This is a genomic window from Verrucomicrobiia bacterium (assembly GCA_036405135.1).
Classification (GTDB): Bacteria; Verrucomicrobiota; Verrucomicrobiia; order Limisphaerales; family JAEYXS01; genus JAEYXS01.
Window position 1 is genome coordinate 107,084 of the sequence record DASWYF010000025.1, and the last position, 22,325, is coordinate 129,408.

General features: G+C 56.6%; 21 protein-coding genes. 12 read left to right on the forward strand and 9 right to left on the reverse strand.

Annotated features, from left to right (window positions below):
- The first annotated feature begins 27 nt into the window (after positions 1 to 27).
- Complete coding sequence (locus VGH19_13340) at positions 28 to 3,360, forward strand: PSD1 and planctomycete cytochrome C domain-containing protein (GenBank protein ID HEY1172345.1); 3,333 nt, start codon at positions 28 to 30, stop codon at positions 3,358 to 3,360.
- Between the two features lie 79 nt (positions 3,361 to 3,439).
- Here the strand turns inward: VGH19_13340 and VGH19_13345 are convergent, their stop codons facing one another.
- The 3 genes from VGH19_13345 to VGH19_13355 all read right to left on the reverse strand — a co-directional run bounded on the left by VGH19_13345 (position 3,440) and on the right by VGH19_13355 (position 4,255).
- Positions 3,440 to 3,601 (reverse strand): hypothetical protein, encoded by a 162-nt coding sequence (locus VGH19_13345; protein ID HEY1172346.1) that lies wholly within the window; start codon positions 3,599 to 3,601, stop codon positions 3,440 to 3,442.
- Positions 3,602 to 3,722: 121 nt separating this feature from the next.
- Complete coding sequence (arfA, locus tag VGH19_13350; protein ID HEY1172347.1) at positions 3,723 to 3,842, reverse strand: alternative ribosome rescue factor ArfA; 120 nt, start codon at positions 3,840 to 3,842, stop codon at positions 3,723 to 3,725.
- A 59-nt stretch (positions 3,843 to 3,901) separates the two neighbouring features.
- Entirely contained in the window at positions 3,902 to 4,255 is a 354-nt protein-coding gene (locus tag VGH19_13355) for a hypothetical protein (GenBank protein ID HEY1172348.1), read from the reverse strand.
- A gap of 134 nt (positions 4,256 to 4,389) precedes the next feature.
- Here VGH19_13355 and VGH19_13360 point away from each other — a divergent pair, with 134 nt between their 5' ends.
- The 3 genes from VGH19_13360 to VGH19_13370 are packed head-to-tail and all read left to right on the forward strand — an operon-like array spanning position 4,390 to position 6,416.
- Positions 4,390 to 4,989 carry a hypothetical protein gene (locus tag VGH19_13360; GenBank protein HEY1172349.1) on the forward strand — a complete coding sequence of 200 codons (600 nt, stop codon included), beginning with the start codon at positions 4,390 to 4,392 and terminating at the stop codon, positions 4,987 to 4,989.
- Between the two features lie 59 nt (positions 4,990 to 5,048).
- Entirely contained in the window at positions 5,049 to 5,378 is a 330-nt protein-coding gene (gene trxA, locus VGH19_13365) for a thioredoxin (GenBank protein HEY1172350.1), read from the forward strand.
- Between the two features lie 30 nt (positions 5,379 to 5,408).
- Positions 5,409 to 6,416 (forward strand): type II secretion system F family protein, encoded by a 1,008-nt coding sequence (locus tag VGH19_13370; GenBank protein HEY1172351.1) that lies wholly within the window; start codon positions 5,409 to 5,411, stop codon positions 6,414 to 6,416.
- A gap of 151 nt (positions 6,417 to 6,567) precedes the next feature.
- On the opposite strand, the gene VGH19_13375 is transcribed toward VGH19_13370, so the two are convergent.
- Entirely contained in the window at positions 6,568 to 7,206 is a 639-nt protein-coding gene (locus VGH19_13375; protein ID HEY1172352.1) for a DUF1080 domain-containing protein, read from the reverse strand.
- A gap of 264 nt (positions 7,207 to 7,470) precedes the next feature.
- Between VGH19_13375 and VGH19_13380 the strand changes: the two genes are divergently transcribed.
- The 4 genes from VGH19_13380 to VGH19_13395 all read left to right on the forward strand — a co-directional run bounded on the left by VGH19_13380 (position 7,471) and on the right by VGH19_13395 (position 10,700).
- Positions 7,471 to 7,965, forward strand: coding sequence for an NUDIX domain-containing protein (locus tag VGH19_13380; GenBank protein HEY1172353.1), 495 nt, complete (start codon positions 7,471 to 7,473; stop codon positions 7,963 to 7,965).
- Position 7,966: 1 nt separating this feature from the next.
- A complete protein-coding gene (locus VGH19_13385) occupies positions 7,967 to 9,136 on the forward strand; it encodes an MFS transporter (protein HEY1172354.1) in 1,170 nt (389 codons plus the stop codon).
- A 190-nt stretch (positions 9,137 to 9,326) separates the two neighbouring features.
- Positions 9,327 to 10,097 carry an enoyl-ACP reductase gene (locus VGH19_13390; GenBank protein ID HEY1172355.1) on the forward strand — a complete coding sequence of 257 codons (771 nt, stop codon included), beginning with the start codon at positions 9,327 to 9,329 and terminating at the stop codon, positions 10,095 to 10,097.
- A gap of 138 nt (positions 10,098 to 10,235) precedes the next feature.
- A complete protein-coding gene (locus tag VGH19_13395; protein HEY1172356.1) occupies positions 10,236 to 10,700 on the forward strand; it encodes a DNA starvation/stationary phase protection protein in 465 nt (154 codons plus the stop codon).
- Between the two features lie 44 nt (positions 10,701 to 10,744).
- Here VGH19_13395 and VGH19_13400 read toward each other — a convergent pair whose 3' ends face one another.
- Positions 10,745 to 11,791, reverse strand: a complete 1,047-nt coding sequence (locus VGH19_13400; protein HEY1172357.1) for a hypothetical protein — start codon at positions 11,789 to 11,791, stop codon at positions 10,745 to 10,747.
- Positions 11,792 to 11,881: 90 nt separating this feature from the next.
- Positions 11,882 to 13,537: a glycosyltransferase family 39 protein gene (locus VGH19_13405; protein HEY1172358.1), complete on the reverse strand. Its 1,656-nt coding sequence runs from the start codon at positions 13,535 to 13,537 to the stop codon at positions 11,882 to 11,884.
- 174 nt (positions 13,538 to 13,711) lie between these two features.
- On the opposite strand from VGH19_13405, the gene VGH19_13410 reads away from it, so the two are divergent.
- From VGH19_13410 to VGH19_13420, 3 genes are all read left to right on the forward strand, one after another.
- The gene (locus tag VGH19_13410) at positions 13,712 to 16,021 is read left to right on the forward strand and encodes a hypothetical protein (protein HEY1172359.1); all 2,310 of its coding nucleotides are present in this window, start codon (positions 13,712 to 13,714) and stop codon (positions 16,019 to 16,021) included.
- Entirely contained in the window at positions 16,018 to 16,632 is a 615-nt protein-coding gene (locus VGH19_13415) for a hypothetical protein (protein HEY1172360.1), read from the forward strand. The genes VGH19_13410 and VGH19_13415 overlap by 4 nt, the downstream gene beginning before the upstream one ends.
- Positions 16,633 to 16,924: 292 nt before the next feature.
- A complete protein-coding gene (locus VGH19_13420) occupies positions 16,925 to 18,028 on the forward strand; it encodes an SMP-30/gluconolactonase/LRE family protein (GenBank protein HEY1172361.1) in 1,104 nt (367 codons plus the stop codon).
- A 114-nt stretch (positions 18,029 to 18,142) separates the two neighbouring features.
- On the opposite strand, the gene argF is transcribed toward VGH19_13420, so the two are convergent.
- From argF to argB, 3 genes are all read right to left on the reverse strand, one after another.
- A complete protein-coding gene (argF, locus tag VGH19_13425) occupies positions 18,143 to 19,045 on the reverse strand; it encodes an ornithine carbamoyltransferase (protein ID HEY1172362.1) in 903 nt (300 codons plus the stop codon).
- Positions 19,046 to 19,218: 173 nt separating this feature from the next.
- Positions 19,219 to 20,514 carry an acetylornithine transaminase gene (locus VGH19_13430; GenBank protein HEY1172363.1) on the reverse strand — a complete coding sequence of 432 codons (1,296 nt, stop codon included), beginning with the start codon at positions 20,512 to 20,514 and terminating at the stop codon, positions 19,219 to 19,221.
- Positions 20,515 to 20,588: 74 nt separating this feature from the next.
- Positions 20,589 to 21,464 carry an acetylglutamate kinase gene (gene argB / locus VGH19_13435; GenBank protein ID HEY1172364.1) on the reverse strand — a complete coding sequence of 292 codons (876 nt, stop codon included), beginning with the start codon at positions 21,462 to 21,464 and terminating at the stop codon, positions 20,589 to 20,591.
- A gap of 297 nt (positions 21,465 to 21,761) precedes the next feature.
- On the opposite strand from argB, the gene VGH19_13440 reads away from it, so the two are divergent.
- The gene (locus VGH19_13440) at positions 21,762 to 22,325 is read left to right on the forward strand and encodes a Uma2 family endonuclease (protein ID HEY1172365.1); all 564 of its coding nucleotides are present in this window, start codon (positions 21,762 to 21,764) and stop codon (positions 22,323 to 22,325) included.

Genomic DNA, 22,325 nt, shown 5'->3' on the forward strand with positions numbered 1-22,325 from the left:
GGTATCTTAGCAAAGATTTTAGGGCCTATGAGGAAAACGATTTTCAAACAAGTGCTGCCGCTGGCCGTGGTATTGGCCGCTGGCACCGCATGGCAAGCCAGCGCGGCTGATGCGAAGCTGGATCCGAAGCAACTCGAGTTCTTCGAGAAGCGCATCCGGCCCGTCTTGGCGACTGCTTGCTATTCATGTCACAGCACCGCCCCTGATGCGAAGATCAAGGGCGGCCTGGTGGTGGATTCCAAGGATGGTTTGCTCAAGGGTGGTGATAGCGGTCCTTCCGTCGTTCCTGGCAATCCCAAGAAGAGTCTGCTGATCGAGGCGATCCAGTATCATAATAAAGATCTGAAGATGCCGCCCAAGGAAGAGGACAAGCTGAGCGATGAACAGATCGCCGACCTCGTCGCCTGGGTGCAGATGGGTGCGCCCGATCCGCGTGCTGGCACGGCTCCGGCCATGAAGGCCATCAGCATCGAGGAATCCCGCAGTCATTGGGCGTTCCAACCGGTGCAGAATCCGACGGCTCCGAAGGTGGCTGATAAGAACGGCATCCTGAAAACGGACATCGACCGTTTCATCCTCGCGAAGATGAACGAGAAAGGCTTGAGCCCCTCGCCGCAAGTGGACAAGCGCTCGCTCATCCGCCGCGCAGCTTATGATCTCACGGGTCTGCCGCCGACGCCGGAAGAAGTGGAAGATTTCGTGAAGGACAAGTCACCGAACGCGTTTGCAAAAGTCGTGGACCGTTACCTCGCCTCGCCGCGTTACGGTGAGCGCTGGGGCCGCCATTGGCTCGATGTGGCGCGTTATGCAGATAACACGGGTGACCGGCAGAATCGTGGTAACCCGAACTATCCGTTCTCTTGGACGTATCGCGATTACGTGATCGAAGCCTTCAACGAGGACAAGCCGTTTGACCAGTTCATCAAGGAACAAATCGCGGCGGACCGCGTCGTGAAGGGTGACGACAAGCGGGACATGGCGGCGATGGGCTTCCTCACGGTCGGCAAGCGTTTCATGGGCAACCAGGAAGATGTGATCGATGACCGCATCGACGTGGTCACGCAGGGCTTCATGGGCCTGACGGTCTCTTGCGCCCGTTGCCACGATCACAAGTTCGACCCGATTCCCACGAAGGATTACTACGCGCTTCACGGCGTCTTCAACAGCTCCGTGGAACCGGAGAAAGGTCCGTTCCTCACGCCGCCCAAAGAGACGGCGGAGTATCTGGACTTCAAAAAGAAGCTCGACGAATTGCAGGAGGAACTGGCGGGCACGGCTACTTACGAATACGAGCGTTCGCTGGCGCAGTTGCGCGGCACGTTCGGCGATGTGTTGCTCGCAAGCTATCGTTTCGGCACGGCGAAGAATGCTGCACCGCTCCGCAGCTTCCTGCGTGAGAAGACCATCAACGCGAACGGTTACGAAACTCTCGCCAAGGCCTTGAAAGGCATGGAGAAGAATCCCGGTGCGGTGATGAAGCCGTGGTTCGATTACGCCGCGCTTAGCAAAGATGAATTCGGTGCGAAGGCGGATGCCATCACGGCGAAGTTGAGTAAAGATTCCAACGTGAATCCGCTCATCGCCGCTGCGCTTACGAAGGCGCAACCGAAGTCTATCGAGGACGTCGCGGGTGTTTACGGCAAGATCATCAAGGATAACGAGAAGGCTTGGGCCGAGCAGAAGGCTGCTGGCAGCGCGGGTATGAAGGATGAGTTCGAGGAGCAAGTGCGCCTCGTGCTGCACAGCCCGAAATCACCGCTCTACCTGACGGTTCGCGATGCGCGCACGTTGCAACTCATCGGCGGCGCGCAAGTCCGTAACTTCGAGAACCGTGTTTACACTAAGATTTACACGCTCGAAACGACACATCCGGGTTCACCCGCCCGTGCGATGGTGATGGAAGATGCGCCGCGTCCGCGTGATTCGGCGGTGCTCATCCGTGGTGAACGCGGTCGTCGTGGCGATCTCGCCCCGCGTCAGTTCCTGCAGATCCTCTCGAAGGAAGCGCCGAAGAAACTCACGACGGGCAGCGGCCGTATCGACTTGGCGGAAGCCATCGCGGATCGCAACAACCCGCTCACGGCGCGAGTCATCGTGAACCGCATCTGGGCGAAGCACTTTGGCGAAGGCCTCGTGCGCACCGTTAGCGACTTCGGCCTGCGCGCCGAACCGCCGACGCATCCGGAATTACTCGATCACTTGGCCACGTACTTCATGGATAACGGCTGGAGCATCAAGAAGCTGCACCGCTACATCCTGCTCTCCGGTGTTTATCAGCAGGGTACGATGGACAATGCGAAGTATGAGGAAAAAGACCCGGCGAACCTCTATCTGTGGAAGACGCCGATCCGCCGCCTGGACTTCGAGGCCATCCGCGACACGGTGCTGATGCACGGCGGCAACATGGACTTGAGCAACGGTGGCAAACCGGTGGACATCACGGATAACCCGTCCCCGAACCGCCGCACGGTGTATGGTTACGTAGATCGCTTCGATCTGCCGGAGATGTTCCGCACGTTCGATTTCGCAAACCCGGACATGACCACCAGCGTGCGCAATCCGACAACCGTTCCGCAGCAGGCGCTCTTCATGATGAACAGCCCGTTTGTCATCGAGCAGGCGAAGCTCATGGTGCAACGCACGGACTTCCTCGCGCGCAAGACGGATGAGGATAAGCTTAAGTTCCTTTTCCAGACGCTGTATCAGCGCAATCCGACCGCGAGCGAGATCACCATGGCACAACAATACATGGCCGCGCAATCTGCCAAGGAAGTGAAGACGGAGACAGGCAAACAGGATTGGAGCTATGGCTTCGGCAATTATGATGCGCAAGCCAAACAGATGCGTTTCCGCCCCTTCACTGAGACCGTCGGCAATGGTTATTCGGGCGGGAAAAAATCGGGTGATGCGACGCTGACGGCCGTGGGCGGTCTGCCGACGATCAACCCGAAGATCGGCGTCATCCGTCGTTGGACCGCGCCGAAAGATGGTCGGGTGTTCATCTCCGGCCCCATCGCGCACAATGTGAAGGAAGGCGACGGCATCGTGGCCCACATCGTTTCCAGCCGGAACGGGCAGCTGGGCAATTGGACGGTCTTCAGCGGCAAACAGGACGTCACGCTGGAACATGTAGACGTGAAAGCCGGTGATACGATCGACTTCGTGGTGACCTGCGGCAAGAACGCCGACAAGGACCGCTTCGTCTGGGCCCCGGTCATCCGCATGGAAGACGGCCCGGAATGGAATGCCCGCACGCAGTTCGCGCTGCCGAGCAAGACCAAACAAGTCACCCCGCTCAATAGCTGGGAAAAACTGGCACAAGCGCTGTTCCTGACGAACGAGCTGATCTACGTGAACTGATTTCGATAGGTTGGTTGGTAAAGTTAAGGGGCGAAACCGGAATGGTTCCGCCCCTTTTCATTCTAAATTGATGGAGTGGTTACGGTACGGGCTGGTCCACTCGGTTTACAGCCGTCTTGATCCGTTGCGACTCGGCTTTGTTCTTGGTCTCGATTGGCGGCAGCAACAATCCGATGACCACCAGCAGCAAAAGTCCGCTCACTGCTAATACAACCCGTTTGGATGTACGCGATAAGTTCATGGTTTTCTGTGCTGGTTCAGAAGTTTGATACCTTTACCCGTGATCCTCTTCAAGCCTGACCTGACATTCCCACAAATAGGGGGTTGAGCCGCAATGCGGCTCAGCCCCGCTTTATTTGTGCTCATGGGAGCTGTTCCTTGTTGTGATGTTTCGGGCGGCGATGATAGCTGCCTTTGCCCTTCTTGGGCTTGTGCACCCGCTCGCCCGTGTTCCACTTGACGCGAACACGTGGTTTGCTCACCAAACTATTAAAGCATATCCCTTTAAAATTTGCGAGCCACAAACTGACATCCCCAGACATCACCTGATCGGTTCATCAACTTTGGGATTACCTATCGAGGCGTAAAACACTGGACAGTTACTCCCCACTTGCTGTTTCAGTTCACTCGCCAACAGCCTTCCCTCCGCATTCAGCTCTTCCGCCGAAAACGCTGACACCCCATAGCCTCGCTTCCATTCAAACCAAAGACTGCAATTGGCGACCCACTTCTCAAAGCGAGAAGCCAGTTCAGGCGGAATACCGAGCGTATCATGAGTTATCATTTGATGCCTAAAAGGATCTCTTTCACCGGGAAGACAGATGGCCCAAACACCCGAATTGCTGTAATCAGCCATTATTCTTAAACCATTACGATAGTGTTTAGCCGTCTCCATGACAGGCAATCTAAGGCTGCAACACGGTGAGGAGCAAGACTCCGCTTACCAATCTCAGACTAAACTGATACATTAGGATTTGACACCCCTAGGCCAGTGAAACTACGTTTCCGAGACCTAACCACCAACTAAGTATGTCGGAAGAGACACCAGTACCACCGAAACCGGCCGAAGCCGCAAAGGTTCAGCCGAAGAAGGAAACCGTCCGTATCAGCCTGCCGCCTAAGGCCAAAGAAACCGTGCGTATCGGTTTGCCCAAGCCCACCGCGCCTGGTCTGCCGCCAAAACCGGCCGCTCCGCCGACTGCTTCCATCCCGGCTCCGCCCGTTCCTGCCGCTGCCCCTGTGGCTGCGGCCCCGGCAGCACCTGCTCCAGCGGCTCCCGGTGCCACGGTTCGTATCACTTTGCCTCCTGCCGGGCCTCGTCCCGGTGGCGCGCCTACGGCAGCTGCCGTGCCGCGTCCCGCAGCAGCTCCGGCCGCTGCACCTGCCGCCGCTCCGACGGCTCCCGCAGCAGTGACCGCCACGGCCACCGCCGGTGGCGCTACTGCAGTAGCCACGGCCCCAGCAACAGCTCCAGCCAAAGGTGGCAAGCCCGCGAAGGCCCCCAAACCCGCTCCGGCTCCCGGCGTCCCCGGCAAGACCAGCGTTCTGGATTTGGTATTGGCTATCCTCGCGCTTCTGGTGAATATTGGTGCCGTCGTTTACGGACTGCATTTGGGCGGGATGTTCTAAGTCTGCCTTTGGGGTGGACGCAACCAGCCGCCGGAAACGGCGTAAGTATTTAGCGCGTTATGGGTTCAGCCAATATTGTCACGTTGACATCCGACAACTTCGAAACCGAAGTCTTGAAGTCCTCCGTCCCGGTGCTGGTGGATTTCTGGGCTGAATGGTGCGGTCCCTGCAAGATGCTTGGGCCCACGCTCGACGAGTTGTCCAACGAATACGTCGGCAAGGCGAAGATCGCCAAGCTGAACGTAGACGATCATCAGGATCTCGCCGCTCAATTCGGCGTGTCCTCCATCCCCATGCTCCTGTTCTTCAAGGGCGGCCAGATCCAGAATCAGATGGTCGGCGTGAAGGGCAAGGCCGTACTCAAAGGCGAACTGGACAAGCTCGCTTAACGGCTCCGATACCAAAGCTCGGCGGCGGTTATGATCATCACACCCCGCGAACTTGCCCTCAGGGCAGAGCTGTATCATCAGATGAGTTCCATGTTGAAGGCAGGCCTCGGCCTGCCTTCTGTCATTGAACAGCTTGCCAAACATCCGCCGAAACACTCCTTCCGCGAGCCGTTACAGATCACCCTGAATCATCTCCGTCAGGGCCTGACTTTCTCCGAAGCCTTGGCCAAGACCGGCACATGGGTCACTCAGTTTGACCTCTCCTTGTTGGAAGCAGGCGAAAAAAGCGGTCGTCTGCCCGAGTGCTTCCAAATGCTCTCGAACTACTACCGTGAGCGTGCGGAACTGATCTATGCCCTCATCCAACGGATTGCTTACCCCGTTTTCCTTTTTCACTTCGCAGTCCTGATCTTTCCGGTCAGTTCGTTGGTGGCGTTGGTGAAAGACGGAGCGGTGGCACAATACATCATCGGCAAGGCGTTCATCGTGGGCCCGGTTTATGCCCTTGTCTTTCTGACACTGCTCATCGGTCAAGGTCGTCATGGCGAAACATGGCGGGGCATCATCGAAAAAGTCCTCCACCCCATCCCAGTATTGGGCACCGCCCGGCGTAGCCTAGCCTTGGCCCGCCTCTCCGCTGCCTTGGAAGCACTGCTCGCCGCCGGTGTGCCCACGATTCAAGCATGGATGCTGGCTTCCGCTGCCTGTGGTTCACCTGCAATCCATTGGACTGTGCAAGGCTGGCAAAGAAGATTGGAGAACGGCGATTTCCCCTCCGAACTCGTCAACGAAGCCCGCGTCTTCCCCGAACTCTTTGGCAATCTCTACCACTCCGGCGAAGTAAGCGGTCAACTCGATGAATCGTTGGGCCGCATCTACACCTTTTATCAGGAAGAAGGCTCCCGCAAGATGCGCAGTTTTCTTACCGCTTTGGGCGTAGCCATCACCCTGCTCATCATGCTCGGCATCGCCGCCAGCATCATCATGTTCTACGTCGGCATGTTCAACCAGATGGGCGCTGCTGCCGGTGGCGATTAAGGAGCGCGGCATTTATGCCGCTTCAATGTAAAAGCTATCACAGCAGGTTCAAAATCCAGTCCTGCGTCCAAGAAGAGGGCTTCTTCCTGCTTCTAAACTCCGCAAGTTATCGAATGCTGAAGCGGTCTCGCATGCGGGACCCCGCTCCTTGTTACGGTAGCTCCTCGATCGTGATATCCTTATACCACGCCTCTGTCGGCGGACCGCTGTGGATCTGCACCGCGATGATTCCATAGCGCGGGATCGTCGCATCCTCCTCGGTGTAATCCACCGTCTTCTTACCGTTCACTAAAAGCTGTATCCGTGCCCCTTCACACCGGATCTCATATTCATTCCAGTCATTCGTTTTCACGAACTGCGGAATCTCCTCCTTCGCCGGACCGGCCAAGATTCTCTTGCGCCGCGATTCATCATACAACGCGCCCCAATACTGTTGCCCCATATCGGCCTGATACCCGATCACCTCATGATGATTCGGAATGCGTTGCGTGCGGAACTGGATGCCCGCATTCGCTTTCTCACCACCCAACAGCTTGAACTTCGCGCGCAGGACGAAATTCGTGTATTGCCGCGTCGTGCAGAGGAATTCATTACGCGGAATCGCTGTCTGCAAATTGCCGCCCACGATCGCGCCATCTTGGATGCGGAAACTCTTGCTCGTATCCCCTTCCCAGCCCGTAAACGTCTTGCCATCGAAAAGAGAAACCTTCTTCGCCGGTTCCGCTGCGAATACGGAACCCAGCAACACACAACCCGACACAAGGCCGAACAAACACTTCAAGGTGGTCATGAGTGTGATTAAAAAGAGGAACCTAAAATCTGTCGAGCGCAGACGCAGCCAGCGGAGCGCGGCTTTCAAGCCGCTTCAACGTCCGCAAACCAGATGACATAGAAATTTTAAGGTCATCGAGTGAATAGCTCTTGAGACTGTAAGGCGTTTTGAAACTGCTTATAGCTTATGACCGTTGAAGCGGCTTAAAAGCCGCGCTCCCTCCCCTCCCTTGACGGCTCGCCCCGTTCACCACAGAGTTCCGCCGCCTTAACGTCTCGCTATATGCCGCACATTCACGAGAAAATTGATTTCACCGTCGCCATCTTTGTGGTGCACGAGCAGAAAATCCTGCTCATCCATCACCGCAAGCTTGGCAAGTGGCTCCCGCTCGGCGGACACGTGGAATTGGAAGAGGAGCCCGAGCAAGCCGCGCTCCGTGAAGCGAAAGAAGAAAGCGGCCTCGACGTGGAACTCATCGGCGAACGCCCGCCCACCACCAGCCCCGGCACCCGCGCGCTCATCGCACCACGTTTTCTCGATATTCATCGTATCAGTGACACGCACGAACACATCGGCCTCATCTACTGGGCGCGACCGAAAGGGGGCGATGTCGCCCTTGCGGAAGAGGAGCATCACGCCATCCGTTGGTGCAGCGCGGATGAACTGCTCACGCTCGATCCGCCGATGTCCGATGCCGTGAAGTGGTATTGCCTGAAGGCTATCAGTGAGATCTCCGCCATCCCCGCCGACGCCAAGCAGCCAGTGATGCTGGTTTGATATGCGCCCGCCGTTCGTCAAAGTCATTTGCTACCTGCTCGAAGGCCTGAACGCCTTCGCCACGGCGTATTATTTCAATTACCTGATGTTTCTCCTGCAGAAGGAGTATCAGTTCGATAATAAGCACAACCTCGCCGTGGGTGCCGTGCATGGCCTCATCTACGTGGTGGCCTCGTGGCTGGGCGGCAAGATCGGGCAGAAGGCCGGTTATTTCAGCATCCTGCGCATCGGTTTCATTGGCATGGCTTTGAGCGTACTGCTGGGCGGGATTTTCCCCTCCATCGTGATGCAGCTCGTGGCACTTACACTATGGACCATCACCATGTGCCTCACCTGGCCGATGCTGGAAGCCATGGTCGCCGAACATGAAGATGCTGCCGCTCTGCCACATCGCCTCGGCCTCTATAACGTCGTTTGGGCCGCCAGTGCTGCCGCCGCATATTTCAGTGGGGGCATGATTTTCGAATCACTCGGTTTGAAGAGCCTCTACTGGTTGCCTTTCATCCTGCATGTCATCCAGTTCATCCTCACTTTTCCGCTAAAGAAATGGCATGATGACTGGCTTGCCAAAGCCCCACCGATCCGTGGTGAAGCCGCCGTGATGGGTGAAGGCGTGGGCAAACCGCGTTATTTCCAAAAGCTCGCGTTCATGGCGAACCCTTTCTCCTACATGACCATCAACACGTTGCTCGCCGTAGTGCCCGGCATCGCCGCGAATAACGGTCTGAGTGTAGCCGAAGCCGGTCGCATCATGTCCCTCTGGTTCATGGTCCGTGCGGCTTCGTTTGTGGTGCTGTGGTTCTGGCACGGGTGGCACTATCGCTTCGGCTGGTTTGTAGCGGCGTTCATCATGCTCGGCGGCGGCTTCCTAAGCATCATGCTGGCGAATGCCGTGTGGCAACTTATCGTCGCCCAAATCGTTTTCGGCCTCGCCACAGGACTTATCTATTATTCCTCACTCTTCTACGCCATGGATGGCAGTGAGGCAAAAGGCGAGCACGGCGGCATCCATGAAGCCCTCATCGGTGCCGGTATTTGCGGCGGTCCTGCAATCGGTGCGGCGAGTCTCTACCTCGCTCCCGGTCATCCGACAGCAGCGGCATGGGCGGTAGGAACCATCTTGCTGGCAGGGTTTGGTGGTTTATTTAAGGTAAGAGCAGCGGGAAAATAAATGACTAATGACGAAATCCGAATGACCAAGAAATGAGCAATGCCCAATGACCTAATTGGGGCTTAGTCATTGGACATTCCTTGGGAATTCGTGCTTGGTCATTCGTCATTTCGGCCCGGAGGGCCGTTTTTACCCCTTGCCACCCCTTCCCTAGGTCCGGCAAACTCCCGTTACTAACGTTTTTACGCTTATGTCACTACTCGCAGGTAAAATTGGTATTGTTTTCGGCGTCGCCAACAAGCGTTCCATCGCCTGGGCCATTGCCCAGGCCTGGGCCAAGGCTGGCGCGACCCTCGCGTTCACCTACCAGGGCGAGCGCCTCAAGGAAAACGTCGAAGAACTCGTCGCTACCTTCGGTCCCGATACCCTCCTCGTGCCGTGCGATGTAACGAAGGATGCGGATATCGACGCCGTGTTCGCCCAAGTGAAAGAGAAATTTGGCAAGCTGGACCTCCTCCTGCACTCCGTGGCGTTCGCGCCGAAGGAAGCCCTCGAAGGCCGTTTCGTGAACACCACGCGTGATGCGTTCAAGATTTCGCACGACATCAGCGCTTATTCGCTCGTCGCCCTCGCACGCGGCGCGGCTCCGCTCATGACCGATGGCGGCAGCATCGTGGCCATGTCCTACTACGGCGCGGAGAAAGTGGTGCCGCACTACAATGTGATGGGTGTGGCGAAAGCCGCTCTTGAAGCCTCCACGCGCTATCTCGCTTACGATCTCGGCCAACAAAAGATCCGCGTGAACTGCATCAGCGCCGGTCCGGTGAACACGCTCGCCGCCCGCGGCATCTCCGGCTTCAGCACCATGCTCAAGCACTACGAAGAGCACTCGCCGCTGAAGCGCAATGTGACGCCTGATGAACTCGGTGCCACCGGCGTATTCCTCGCCAGCGACGGCGCCGCCGCCATCACCGGCCAGGTGCTCTACGTGGATAGCGGTTACCAGATCATGGGCATGTAAGCCTTTTAAATCTCATCAAACAAAAAGCCGCATCAGCAATGATGCGGCTTTTTTCATGTATGCGCAGGATCACAGATTTCCGCGTAGAAAACTTTCTCCAGAGATTGCCCACCGCGCCGTTTCCCCTTACAAAACGGCATGGCGAAAAACAAATCCTCTTCTTCCAAGACAGCTCTCACTGACAGTCTCAACCAAGTCCTCGCGGATTCTTATGCGCTCATGTCGCTGACGCATCTTGCGCATTGGAATGTCGAAGGTCCTGATTTCTTCGCCCTGCACACTGCTTTTCAAACGCAATACGAAGAACTGTTCGCCGCCACGGATGAGATCGCCGAACGTATCCGTGCCCTCGACGCTTATGCGATCGGCGGCTTGGGTGCGCTCGCCAAGACAGCAGGCATGAAAGAATTCGCCGCGCCCATGTCGCAAGAGGGCTACGTGAAGCAACTCCTCAGTGCGAATGAGAAATTGCTGGTGGATGCTGCCAAAGCCCGTGATCTCGCAGGTAAACTTGAAGACGCGGAAAGCCAGGACTTGATGATTGGCCGTATCACCCTCCATCAGAAAACCGTCTGGATGCTGAAAAGCTTCCTGAAATCCTGAAGTTTCGGAAGGGCGCGAGATCATTATCTCGCGCCCCCCGCAAATCATGTCGCAATGACCTGCGGCTTGCTTCCTAAAGCATCACTGATCAGCAACCAGTCGCCGATCGCACCTTTTTTACCACCCTCTTCCACCGGCTTGCGATAAGCTGAAACACGTCGAACCGATGGCATGCCTTGATCGATCTTCACGATCGCCATCAGACATTTTTGCGCCGCAGCCTCATTCCAAGTTTTGCCGCTCACAAGCGTATCTTCCATCAAGCCGCGCAAATCCTCAGCCGCCTTGCTCGTCATCGCTTTCACCAGTTTGTCTGGATGCCACAAGGAAAACTCTGGCAACGGCAGTTCAAACAAAGGTGCCTCGGTCTTATCATGGCCCAAAAGCTTTTGATAGTACGGCGCAGCATCCGCCCACTCGTGAACGCCCGCTTTTAATTCACGCGCCAAGGCGAGCGAATAATGGGCGCTGAGCAGATGTTCCCGCAGATGATTCGTGAACAGCTCCGCATCAGGCAGCACTTCCGCTGCTGGATCTGGCGAAGGCAAAGCATCCTCTGCGAAGAACTTCACCATCTGGATGCGGCCGGCGAGATCATGCAGATAATTCGAGGCCAGATCCGTATAGTCTAATCCTGTGCGCTGCGCCATCTGGCGGATGCGTTGGATCTTGGGTCGCAGATTTTCCTGCACCGCCACATTGAAGATGCGCCAGTTCTCCACAGATTGCGCCACCGCCGCTTCCCAGTCCTTGAACGCCATCAGATGCTGATCCAAGCCAGTCAACACACCATCCTTCACTTTGCCGTAGCTCTTCTCGAAATCCACGACCTCTACCAAGCCCACATCGTACAGTGATTTCAATGCCAGCACCAGACCACCCGGCATCGGGATGAGGCCGCGAACCAGTTCGTTCAATGTCCGCTTGTCCATCATCAGCGAACCGGTCAGCAACAAAAGGGAGTAATCCGGCAGGAAAGACTGGTTCAATCGCGCCAAAGCCAGCCGGGGCAATTGATACTGCTCCGGACCGATGACCGCATTCGGCCGGGTCTGATACGACAACCCGCTGCAATAGAGCTTGATCTTCATTCAACTTGGCGACGAAGTTATTTCAATTAACCGCAAAACCTTGCGATATGCAAGGAGAGTGCTAGACCTAATATCTCCACACTTGTGTCGCTAAGAACCATTTCGGACCAGCACCATCAAGGGCGCATCTCCCTCCAAGCCCGGGACACTCGGAAATACCACCTCCAACCGCTTCCAATCAGGATGTTGCAACAGCCCATCAGCTGCACGTTCTTTGAGATTGATGATGATGATCTGCGCGCCAGATGCCTGAAACTCCTCCACCGTCGCGTCCTTGCGATCACCCAGCCACGGCATACCCAGCAGATAGGCCGTGAACAATCCCGTGCGATTTCCTAACACAGTGCCGCTTCCCGCGATGGGACCACTGATATTTTGCTGCTTCACCGCATCCGCCATCGTTCGGGCCATCAATGTCGTCGGATGTTGCAAACCCGAAGGCGCAAATGAAGCTTTCAGCAAAGGATAAAACCCAAACAAAATCACGATCAAACCACCGCCCACCATCGAAACCCAAACCGCGTTATCCATCGTCTTTCTCACCCACGCTACCAGACCAAAACTGGTGATGAGCAACACTGGCAGCGCCGCATAGAAATACCGTTCATCAAATGGCGCGACCCACACCGGCAGGTAGATGCCACACAAACAGCCCAAAGGCAGCACCACCCAGCGCCAGCGTTCTGCCGTCAGCTTTTCCCGCCATGGATTGGTCACAATGAACGCGGCTACCAGCGAAACGATCCCTAAGAAAAGCAGATCGAAATTCGTCAGATGCACGATCACCGTATCTAGATTCTTCCGGACCAGCTTCAGCTGATGATCCATGTTCTGTGTCGGTGACCATGGCTTGTAATCCATCCGCGATGGCTCCTCCCACTGCGTCACGCGACCTTCATCGGGTTTATGAAAGGTACGAAACACTGGATGATATCGGTCCACATCCTCAGGCCCCACAATGCTGTGATTGATTTTTCCTGACGTGCTGAAGGTGAAATGCCCGAACTTCGAAGACAACGTCCCCACCCAAGGCAATGCCACCAGCGCGAAGACTCCCACCGTGATACCAGCTGACTGCAACAAACTCTTTTTATCTCCACCGAACAAGACACGGAACCCTGCCACCACACCTGTCACCACCACGGCCAGCGGGAACGCCACTGCCTTTGCCAGATATGCTATCCCCCACAAAACACCGGCGATCACAGACCACTTTCGCGTCTTTTCCCATACGCCAGCGAACAAAATCCCCCACGCTCCCAGCATCAATCCTGATACCAGCAAATCCGGTGAGAGATATTCCACCGACCAGAAGATCGTGGAGATAGCTGCAATGGCAGCACTTAATATTGCGGGCCAGCCATTCATCCGCACTCCGCGCAAAAGGCCGATCGCTCCCGCCGTGAAGACCAGCCCTGACAATACCATCGCTGCGCGTCCCGCTCCCATCGGCGCCATCCCCAACTTGATACCTATCGCAATCAACCAGCTCAGCAGCGGCCCCCAATAGCCAGACACCGCCAAGTCCATCTTCCCCTCGGCGTAATATTCACCCAGTCGCAGATAGGCGATCGCATCATTGTTGAGCTGATCCAGATTCGCCTTCGCCGCCAATCCCAGCCAGATGAACTGCACCACCAAGATCACGCCCATCGCGCGCCAAGGAAACACCCATGCACCCGCTTTGGCCAAAAGACTGGCCGAAGCAGCAGATTGAGGAATCGGCTCTTTGCTTTTTCTGCTCATGGATTGGTGTTAAACGCCACGAGTTAGCCTGTTCTCTCCCGCATGCCGCAAGTGCAATTATAGGGCCGAAATAGGTTTGGAAAAAATCCTCCGTTTTTGCCATCCTTGCACTTAGCACGATGCTTGACTGAAACACGACAACGTAAGCAGGCAACAAAAGGCCATACAAATCCTATGTTAAACGCCCTATCCAGCGGCTCGGCTCACAAGTGGCGCTTCTATCGCGCCGGCGGTTTCGATCAGGTCAGTCTCGATAACGGTGCCGATCTGCTCGCTTTGGATCAACTCGACCAAAAGCTCTGGGTCGCGCTCGCCTGTCCGGCCAAGGGTCTTGAGTTCGACACAAAGACGCTCGAACTCATCGACACCGACAAGGACGGCCGTATCCGCGTGCCGGAGATCCTCGCTGCTGTGAAGTGGTCCGCTGCCATGCTCAAGAATGTGGACGACCTCACAAAGTCCGCTGCTGCCCTGCCCCTCAGTGCCATCAATGACAGCACTCCCGAAGGCAAACAGATCCTCACCTCTGCCAAGCAGATCCTCAAAGACCTCGGCAAGGCGGACGCTCCTTCCATCACGGTGGATGACACTGCCGACACCGTTAAGATCTTCGCTCAGACCAAATTCAATGGCGATGGTGTGGTCCCGGTGGAATCCGCCACGGATGCCGCCATCCAAAGCATCATCAAAGATATCCTCGCGTGTGTGGGCGAAGTCCCTGACCGCAGCGGCAAGCCCGGTGTGAACCAGGCCAAGGTCGATCAGTTCTTCGCCGAGTTACAGGCCTTCTCCGATTGGTGGAAGAAGGCGGAAGGCGATAAAAACATCCTTCCCCTGGGTGATGCCACCCCCACTGCCGTCACCGCGATGAAAGCGGTGAAAAGCAAAGTGGAAGATTTCTTTGCCCGTTGCCGTCTCGCGCACTATGACATCCGCGCGCTCGGCGCGTTGAACCGTCAGGAGGCAGATTACCTCGCGCTCGCCGCGAAAGACCTTTCCATCACGGCGCAGGAAATCGCCAGCTTCCCGCTCGCGCGTGTGGCGCCCGGCACTCCGCTTCCTTTGCTGGATGGCATCAACCCCGCATGGTCCGCCTCCCTCGCCAAGTTCCAGTCCGATGTGGTGAAGCCGCTCTTGGGTGAGCAGAAAACGCTTACCGAAGCTGAGTGGAACACCATCCAAGGCAAACTGGCTGTCTATGAGACATGGGCCGGAAGCAAAGCCGGTCTGCTCGTCGAGAAACTCGGATTGCCTCGCGTGCGCGAGATCTTGGCGACGAATGGGAAAGACACCATCACCCAGCTCATCAATCAGGACAAAGCGCTGGAAGCAGACGTCAACGCCATCGCGTCCGTGGATCGCCTCGTCCGTTACTATCGCGATCTCTACACGCTGCTGAACAACTTCGTTTCTTTCCGCGATTTTTACAGCGCCAAGCAAAAGGCCATTTTCCAGGTCGGCACGTTGTATCTTGACGGCCGCAGTTGCGATCTCTGCGTGCGTGCGGAAGATGCCGGACGCCATGGCGCACTCGCCAGTTTGAGCCGTTGCTATCTAGCCTATTGCGAATGCGTGCGGAAGAGCACAAACGAAAAGATGACCATCGCCGCCGCGTTCACGGACGGAGATTCCGATTTCCTCATGGCCGCGCGCAACGGCATCTTCTATGACCGCCAAGGTCGTGATTGGGATGCGACTATTCTGCGCGTCGTCGAGCAGCCCATCAGCATCCGTCAGGCCTTTTGGTCACCTTACAAGCGCGTGGCGAAGATGGTGGAAGCGCAGATCGAGAAGATGGCTTCGGCACGGGATAAGGCGATCACGGATCAGGCGGCGGCTGGTGTCGCGGATGCGGGTAAGAAGATTGAAGGGCCGGCACCAGCGCCTGCAGCCAAGCCCGCTGCTCCGATCACAGGGAAGGAAGCCTTCGATGTCGCCAAGTTCGCCGGTATCTTTGCTGCCATCGGTCTGGCACTCGGTGCCATTGGTGGAGCGATTGCCGCCGTGGCCAAAGGTTTCATGGGCTTGCAAGCCTGGCAGATGCCGCTGGCAATCGGCGGCGCCCTGATGCTGATCTCCGGCCCTGCTATGCTCTTGGCCTACATGAAGCTCCGTCAGCGTAATATCGGCCCTATATTGGACGCCAATGGCTGGGCGGTGAACGCACGCGCCAAGATCAATGTTCCTTTTGGTGGTTCGCTCACCAAGATCGCGGAATTGCCCGCCAATTCCTCACGGTCCATCGAAGACCCGTTTGCGCAGGAGAAAAGCTCCAAGCCCAAGTGGATCGTGATCGGTATAGCCGTCTACATCTTCCTCGGCATGAACTACGAGAATGGCAAGCTGAAGCTGTGGGCGAGCTACTTCAAAGAATGGGCATTCCCATCGCAGGTAGCATTACCCTATTCACGGCCAGTGCCACCCCCATCTGTTACCACCAATGCTATGGGAACGGTGGGAACAAATGCCGCGCCCGCACAATGAAGTCGCTGAATAACATCGCCGTCGCGCTCCCCGCCGGAGAACCATCCGAACTGGTCTGGCTGCACGGCGTCAAACCCGCCTTGCAAGAGATGGCGGCGATCGGCACGCGGTTGAACACGTCGCTAGCGTCCTCTGCCTTGCGCACGCAAGCGCACCAGACGATCAAGGCAAGTGACGCTCTGCTTGCGGATGTCTCGGGTAACAATCCTGCCGTGCTCTATTACCTAGGCGTAGCAGAAGCGCTCGGCAAACCCGTCATCCTCGTGGCGCGTCATGCGGAGACAGTGGTGTTTCAGACGAATCAACCGATCCTTGCCTATGCGGATGAACCCTCGCTGCTACGAACACAACTCATCTCGCGCCTGAGCCAGAACGAAGCAATCGCACAGCCTGTGGCCGTTACCGCGCCCACCGCGAGCACACCAGAAGCGGAACGGTTCTACTCCATCTTCGGCGATATCCTACAGCAGCACGGTTACCAGAACCATGGCGAGATCAAGTGCGAGAACGAGACCACCTTCCTGCTCATCGAGCAGGATATGGAACTGGCACTCGTGCAAGACCTCTCCCGGCGGGCGAAGGAACGCGGATTGCGGTTGAAACTGCTATAGCCGCCGAGGTGACGAGGCGGAGATTCGCGTAGCGAATCAAGATTCATAGCAGCGGCTTTTAAGCCGCTGTCGTGTTTCAAACATATTCCCGGTCACGTAGTGACCGAAGATTCTTCCGTCACTACGTGACGGTGTTCGCATAACTCTTCAACGGTGGCTTGAAAGCCACCGCTATGAATCTAAGGTGCCTAACGGCACCGCGAAACAGACTCTTTGTCATTCTTTCGGCAACAAGTATTCACGAAAAATCTCATTTTCTCTTTCCCATTTCTCCGGCATAAGACTTCCCGTTATGCATCCATTCACCCGTCGCTTGATGTCGTTTTCGTTCGCGGTCCTTTCCGCCACGCTTTCACTCTCGGCAGCGGAATGGCGCACCGAGACATTCGCGGGCACGGGGGTGAAGGGGTATTCCGGCGATGGCGGTCCCGCCACCCAAGCACAAATCAACGATCCCTTCGGCGTCATCCGTGGCCCCGATGGTTGCATCTATTTCTGCGAATACGGCGGCCAGGTCGTGCGCAAGGTGGATGCGAAAGGCATCATCACCACCGTGGCGGGCAGCGGCAAGACGGGCGCGGGTGGCGATGGCGGTCTGGCGGTGAAAGCGGAGTTCAATCAACCACACGAGATCCGGTTCGATAAGAAAGGCGACCTCTTCATCGTGGATATGCGGAATCATCGCGTGCGCAAGGTGGAAATGAAGACGGGCATCATCAGCACCGTCGCAGGTACGGGCACAGCGGGCTTCTCAGGTGATGGCGGCCCGGCGGACAAAGCCCAGTTCAATCAACCGCACAGCATCCAGTTCGATACGAAGGGCGATCTCTACGTGTGCGATATCGGCAATCATCGTGTGCGCAAGATCGATATGAAGACAGGCATCATCTCGACCTTCGCAGGTAATGGTCAGAAAACGGCGACTCCTGATGGCGCGCAATTCAAAGATGTGCCATTGAACGGACCACGCACGTTGGATTTCGATAGCAAAGGCAATCTCTGGCTCGCGTTGCGTGAGGGTAATCAGGTCTTCAAGCTGGACCTCGGCAAAGGCACGATCCATCACATCGCGGGCACGGGCAAAAAAGGCTTCACCGGCAATGGCGGTCCGGCGAAGGAAGCCACCCTCAGCGGGCCGAAAGGCATCGCGCTCTCAGCGGATGATTCCAAAGTCTATCTCGTGGATACCGAGAGCCACAGCATCCGCATGGTGGATATGAAGACTGGCAAGCTGGAACTCATCTGCGGCACCGGCGAAAAAGGCGATGGCCCGGATGGCGACCCGCTGAAGTGCAAGATGGGCCGCCCCCACGGCATGTTCGTGGACAAGGACGGCAGCCTATACATCGGCGACAGCGAGGCACATCGCGTGCGCGTGATCAAACAGGTGAGATAGGATTGCATCCTCTTAAGCCCGTCACGAATCGTTCTCCTTCCCCCTGGAGAGAAGGACTCAGCATGGGGAACACCCGTCTGTCATAGCATTCCTAACAGATGGTCCTGTCGGAACTCACGCCACCATCCAGTTCATGATCGCCTTCTGCGTGTGCAACCGGTTCTCCGCCTGCTCAAAGATCGTCTGCGCATGGGCCTCCAATGTCGCATCATCGATCTCCAGACCGCGGTAAGCGGGCAGACAGTGCATCACTAACGCTTCGGGCTTTGCCAGCTTAACCAGTTCAGCATTGATCTGATAGCCGGATAGATCTTTCTTCCGCAGAGCTGCCTCGGCTTCCTTCCCCATGGACACCCAGACATCCGTATAAAGTATATCCGCTCCTGCGGAAGCCGCCCTCAAATCTTCCGTGCAAACGATTTTGCCCGGTCCCACAGCGCGTTTGAGCAATGCTTCCGAAGGCTGATACGCCTTCGGTGCCGCGATGCGCAGTTCAAAACCCAGCTTTGCCGCCGCAAACACCCAGCTCGCCGGAACATTGCATGCGCCATCCCCCACGAACGTCACGACCTTGCCCGCGATAGAACCCTTCTTCTCCTGATACGTGAAGATGTCGGTCAGGATCTGGCAGGGATGTTCGTCATCCGTTAGCGCGTTCACCGTCGGGATATTGGAATACTTCGAGAACTCCTCCACATCACTCTGCGCGAACGTGCGGATGATCGCCCCATGGATCATGCGGCCCAAAACGCGCGCCGTGTCTTTGATCGGCTCACCGCGCCCGAGCTGGATGTCATTCGCATTCAGGAACAGTGCATTACCGCCCAATTCACGAACGCCGACCTCGAAAGACACGCGGGTACGCGTGGAAGATTTGGAGAAGATGAGCGCCCACGTCTGGCCCGCCAGCGGTTGCGTAGCATGCTTGCCGCGGGTCTTTTTGAAAACCGCGGCATCGCGCAAAACCAATTCCATGTCCTCACGGGACATCGTCTCCAGACTCAACAGATGCTTCATATTCTAACCGTAAAAAGCAAAGCGCGGGTCGTCGGCCGCCCGCCTGCCTCCCCTGTTGTTACGAGGGGAAAGCGCAGTTTATAGGGAAGCCCACGGGGTTTTGTCCACGGGTTTTTACAGAAATTTACGATAACGTCACGGTCCCAAATCCTCCTCGATGCGATTTAGCGCGTTTACGCCACCGCTTTTATCGCCCGCTCAATGATCGCCAACCCCTCCTCCGCATCACTCTTCTGCAGATTCAAAGAAGGCAACAACCGGATCACTTGCGCGCCGGAAGGAATCGTCATGAGACCCATGCTATGCAGGCGGTTCACGAACTGGATCGAGGCCGCCTTGTCACTCGCCTTGAACGCTGGCAAGTCCGCCGCCAGCTCAAAGCCCAGCATGAAGCCCAGTCCCCGCACATTCTTCACCACGTGCGGATACGTCTTGGCCATGTGCTCCAAGCCATCCTTCAAGTAACTGCCCAGATTGCGCGCGTTGTCCGCGAGCTTCTCCTGCTCGATCACTTCCAAGACCTTCAGCGCCACCGCACAGCCCAAGGGTGTGCCGCCATACGTCGTGCCATGCGTGCCCGGCCCGAGGATATCCTCCAGCTTCACGCCATGCACCTCGCTCCGCACCCAGAAGGCACCCATTGGGAAACCGCCACCGAGCGACTTCGCCATGGAGATCGCATCCGGCAGGAACTTCTCCCCACCGGGCACGCCTTCAAGGATCCGTTGAAAACTCTGGAACCGGCCCGTGCGGAAATGCCCGCACTGCACGCCATCCATCATGAGCAGCAACTTCTTCTCATCGCACAACTGCCGCAGACCGAGCAGATACTCGACCGTCGTCGGCGTGATGCCACCCTCGCCCTGAATGCCTTCGATCAAGATCGCGGCCGTGGCAGGCGAGATCGCCGCCTTCATCGCTTCCAGATCGTTGAACGGCACATGGCGGAACCCTTGCACCATCGGCTCAAACCCCTTCTTCACCTTCTCCTGCCCCGTGGCGGAGATGCCCGCGAGCGTCCGTCCGTGGAACGAATTCACCGCCGTGATGACCTCGAACCGTCCTTCATCATGACCGAACTTCCGCGCGATCTTGTAGAGGCCTTCATTCGCCTCCGCCCCGCTGTTCGCGAAGAACACCTTGCCCGGCGCGATCTGGCTCACGATCTTCTGCGCCAACCGCCCCTGCGATTCGTGGTAGTAAAGATTGGAGATATGCACTAACCGCTTCGATTGCTCGATGAGCGCCTCCGTCACCGCCGGATGCGCGTGCCCGAGTGAACACACCGCGATGCCGCTACCCAGATCCAGATAGCGCTTCCCGTTCACATCCCACAAATGGCTGCCCGCGCCATGGCTGAACACGATCTCAAAACGGCCATAGCTCGGCACGACATTGCGCTGGAACAATTCCAGGACAGATTGCTGCTGGTTCTGCACAATCGGCGGCTGCGGAACGATGTCTTTCATCTCAATGCTTAGGGACAATTACCCTGTGAAGTTGGAAACTTGGGGCCGTAAATCGTAAATCTCAAATCGTAAATTTATAATACCACCTCGGTGCCCACCCCGGCGTCCGTGAAGATCTCCAACAGCACGGCGTGGTTCATGCGGCCATCTACAAACGACACCTTGTCCACGCCTGACTTCACGGCGGCCACGGCACTATCCACTTTCGGGATCATGCCCTTGTCGATGATACCCGCCTTCTTCAGCTCCGCGACTTCTTTGGTCGCAAGATGCGGGATGACCGTGCTCGGGTCTTTGAAATCGCGCATCAAGCCTGGAACATCGCTCATGAACACGAGGCGCTTCGCCTTGAGCGCGATGGCGACCATCGCCGCCGCCACATCTGCATTGCAGTTGTAAATCTTGCCATCCGCGCCCTTCGCCGTCGGGCTGATGATCGGCGTCACGCCGCGATCAATGCATTCCAGCAACGGTTCCACGTTCACTTTGATGACTTCGCCCACGTAACCAATGTCGATCTTCTGGCCATCTGGCCCATCAAGCAGCAGCTTCTTGCAGGTGAAAATATCCGTGCCCGCAAAACCTTGTGCGACACCACCCAAGCGGTTAATCGTCCGCACGATCTCCGGATTGATCTCGCGCGAAAGCACCTGATCCACCACCGCGACCGTCGCCTCATCCGTCACGCGCTGCCCCTGGATGAACTCCGCCTTGAGGCCCGCCTTGTCCATCGCGCGCGTGATGGCCTTGCCGCCGCCATGCACTACCACAGGATTAATCTCCACAGCCTCGAGGAACACGATGTCGCGCGCAACCCCGTTGCGCACCGCTTCATCGGGAGAATCCATGAAGCTGCCGCCGTACTTCACGACAAACGTCGTGCCGCTGAATTTCTGGATGTAAGGCAACGCTTCCAGCAACGTCGCCGCTTTAGAGATCAAATCCTGCACGGCGGAATAAAAGGAACTCAGGGCAAACTTGGCAATAAAGATTGTGACCTACTTGACGGGTGTCTTTTGAAGCCCGTGCTGCCGGATTCCAGCCGGCAGTAAGTTGCCGTCCATACGCAACGGGTTAATGAGAAATCAAACCCACTCCTTAGCATCGCGAAGCGATGCCAGAAAGTAGCCGGAGTTTGAGCGACCATCAGGAGCGACACCTCCGGACAAAAGCGTGATAACGAGAGCACTCTGAAGGAGTGCCAGAATGTCCTTGCCCTACCATCACCTAAGCGAGAGCTTTAATGCATGGCTAGCATTGAAGCTCCCATCTGGCAGACCCTTGAGGACTATCTCGCTGAGGAAACTAATCGTCCCATCCGTCGAGAGTATTGGGGCGGAGCCATATTTCAGACCGATCAAGAGGATAGCCAGCACAGCACCATTGTTCAGAATTTATTTTCTGCACTACAACAACCGGTCAAAAGAAAATCTCTGAATATTTTCGCCAGTGACATGAAACTCCAAGTCCATGTCGGCGAAAGCAAACTGATCTATTATCCGGATATCTTGATCACCAACGAGCAATTCGACTCTGATCCAAGTTACCGCTGCCAGCCGCAAGTGATCATCGAAGTATCGTCACCTAAAACAGAGCTTACCGACAGGCGGTCGAAATTCTTATTTCTTCGGCAAATCGAATCGCTTCAGGAATACATCCTTGTCCAGCAAAGCAAATCGCAGATCACCGTCTTCCGCCGGGAAAACCATTGGCAACCGGAATCACTCCAATCGCCCACGGATAACCTGCTAATCCCTTCGTTGGCTTTCAACTTGCCGCTCGCTTCGGTTTACGAACGGGCAACGAGCTAA

Coding starts and splice junctions, on each gene's coding strand:
- VGH19_13390 (HEY1172355.1), top strand. CDS start 9,327: ATGTCACTACTCGCAGGTAAAATTGGTATTGTTTTCGGCGTCGCCAAC.
- VGH19_13355 (HEY1172348.1), bottom strand. CDS start 4,255: ATGGAGACGGCTAAACACTATCGTAATGGTTTAAGAATAATGGCTGAT.
- VGH19_13370 (HEY1172351.1), top strand. CDS start 5,409: ATGATCATCACACCCCGCGAACTTGCCCTCAGGGCAGAGCTGTATCAT.
- VGH19_13415 (HEY1172360.1), top strand. CDS start 16,018: ATGAAGTCGCTGAATAACATCGCCGTCGCGCTCCCCGCCGGAGAACCA.
- VGH19_13400 (HEY1172357.1), bottom strand. CDS start 11,791: ATGAAGATCAAGCTCTATTGCAGCGGGTTGTCGTATCAGACCCGGCCG.
- VGH19_13360 (HEY1172349.1), top strand. CDS start 4,390: ATGTCGGAAGAGACACCAGTACCACCGAAACCGGCCGAAGCCGCAAAG.
- VGH19_13375 (HEY1172352.1), bottom strand. CDS start 7,206: ATGACCACCTTGAAGTGTTTGTTCGGCCTTGTGTCGGGTTGTGTGTTG.
- VGH19_13440 (HEY1172365.1), top strand. CDS start 21,762: ATGGCTAGCATTGAAGCTCCCATCTGGCAGACCCTTGAGGACTATCTC.
- VGH19_13420 (HEY1172361.1), top strand. CDS start 16,925: ATGCATCCATTCACCCGTCGCTTGATGTCGTTTTCGTTCGCGGTCCTT.
- VGH19_13340 (HEY1172345.1), top strand. CDS start 28: ATGAGGAAAACGATTTTCAAACAAGTGCTGCCGCTGGCCGTGGTATTG.
- VGH19_13405 (HEY1172358.1), bottom strand. CDS start 13,537: ATGAGCAGAAAAAGCAAAGAGCCGATTCCTCAATCTGCTGCTTCGGCC.
- VGH19_13380 (HEY1172353.1), top strand. CDS start 7,471: ATGCCGCACATTCACGAGAAAATTGATTTCACCGTCGCCATCTTTGTG.
- VGH19_13410 (HEY1172359.1), top strand. CDS start 13,712: ATGTTAAACGCCCTATCCAGCGGCTCGGCTCACAAGTGGCGCTTCTAT.
- trxA (HEY1172350.1), top strand. CDS start 5,049: ATGGGTTCAGCCAATATTGTCACGTTGACATCCGACAACTTCGAAACC.
- VGH19_13430 (HEY1172363.1), bottom strand. CDS start 20,514: ATGAAAGACATCGTTCCGCAGCCGCCGATTGTGCAGAACCAGCAGCAA.
- argF (HEY1172362.1), bottom strand. CDS start 19,045: ATGAAGCATCTGTTGAGTCTGGAGACGATGTCCCGTGAGGACATGGAA.
- VGH19_13345 (HEY1172346.1), bottom strand. CDS start 3,601: ATGAACTTATCGCGTACATCCAAACGGGTTGTATTAGCAGTGAGCGGA.
- VGH19_13385 (HEY1172354.1), top strand. CDS start 7,967: ATGCGCCCGCCGTTCGTCAAAGTCATTTGCTACCTGCTCGAAGGCCTG.
- VGH19_13395 (HEY1172356.1), top strand. CDS start 10,236: ATGGCGAAAAACAAATCCTCTTCTTCCAAGACAGCTCTCACTGACAGT.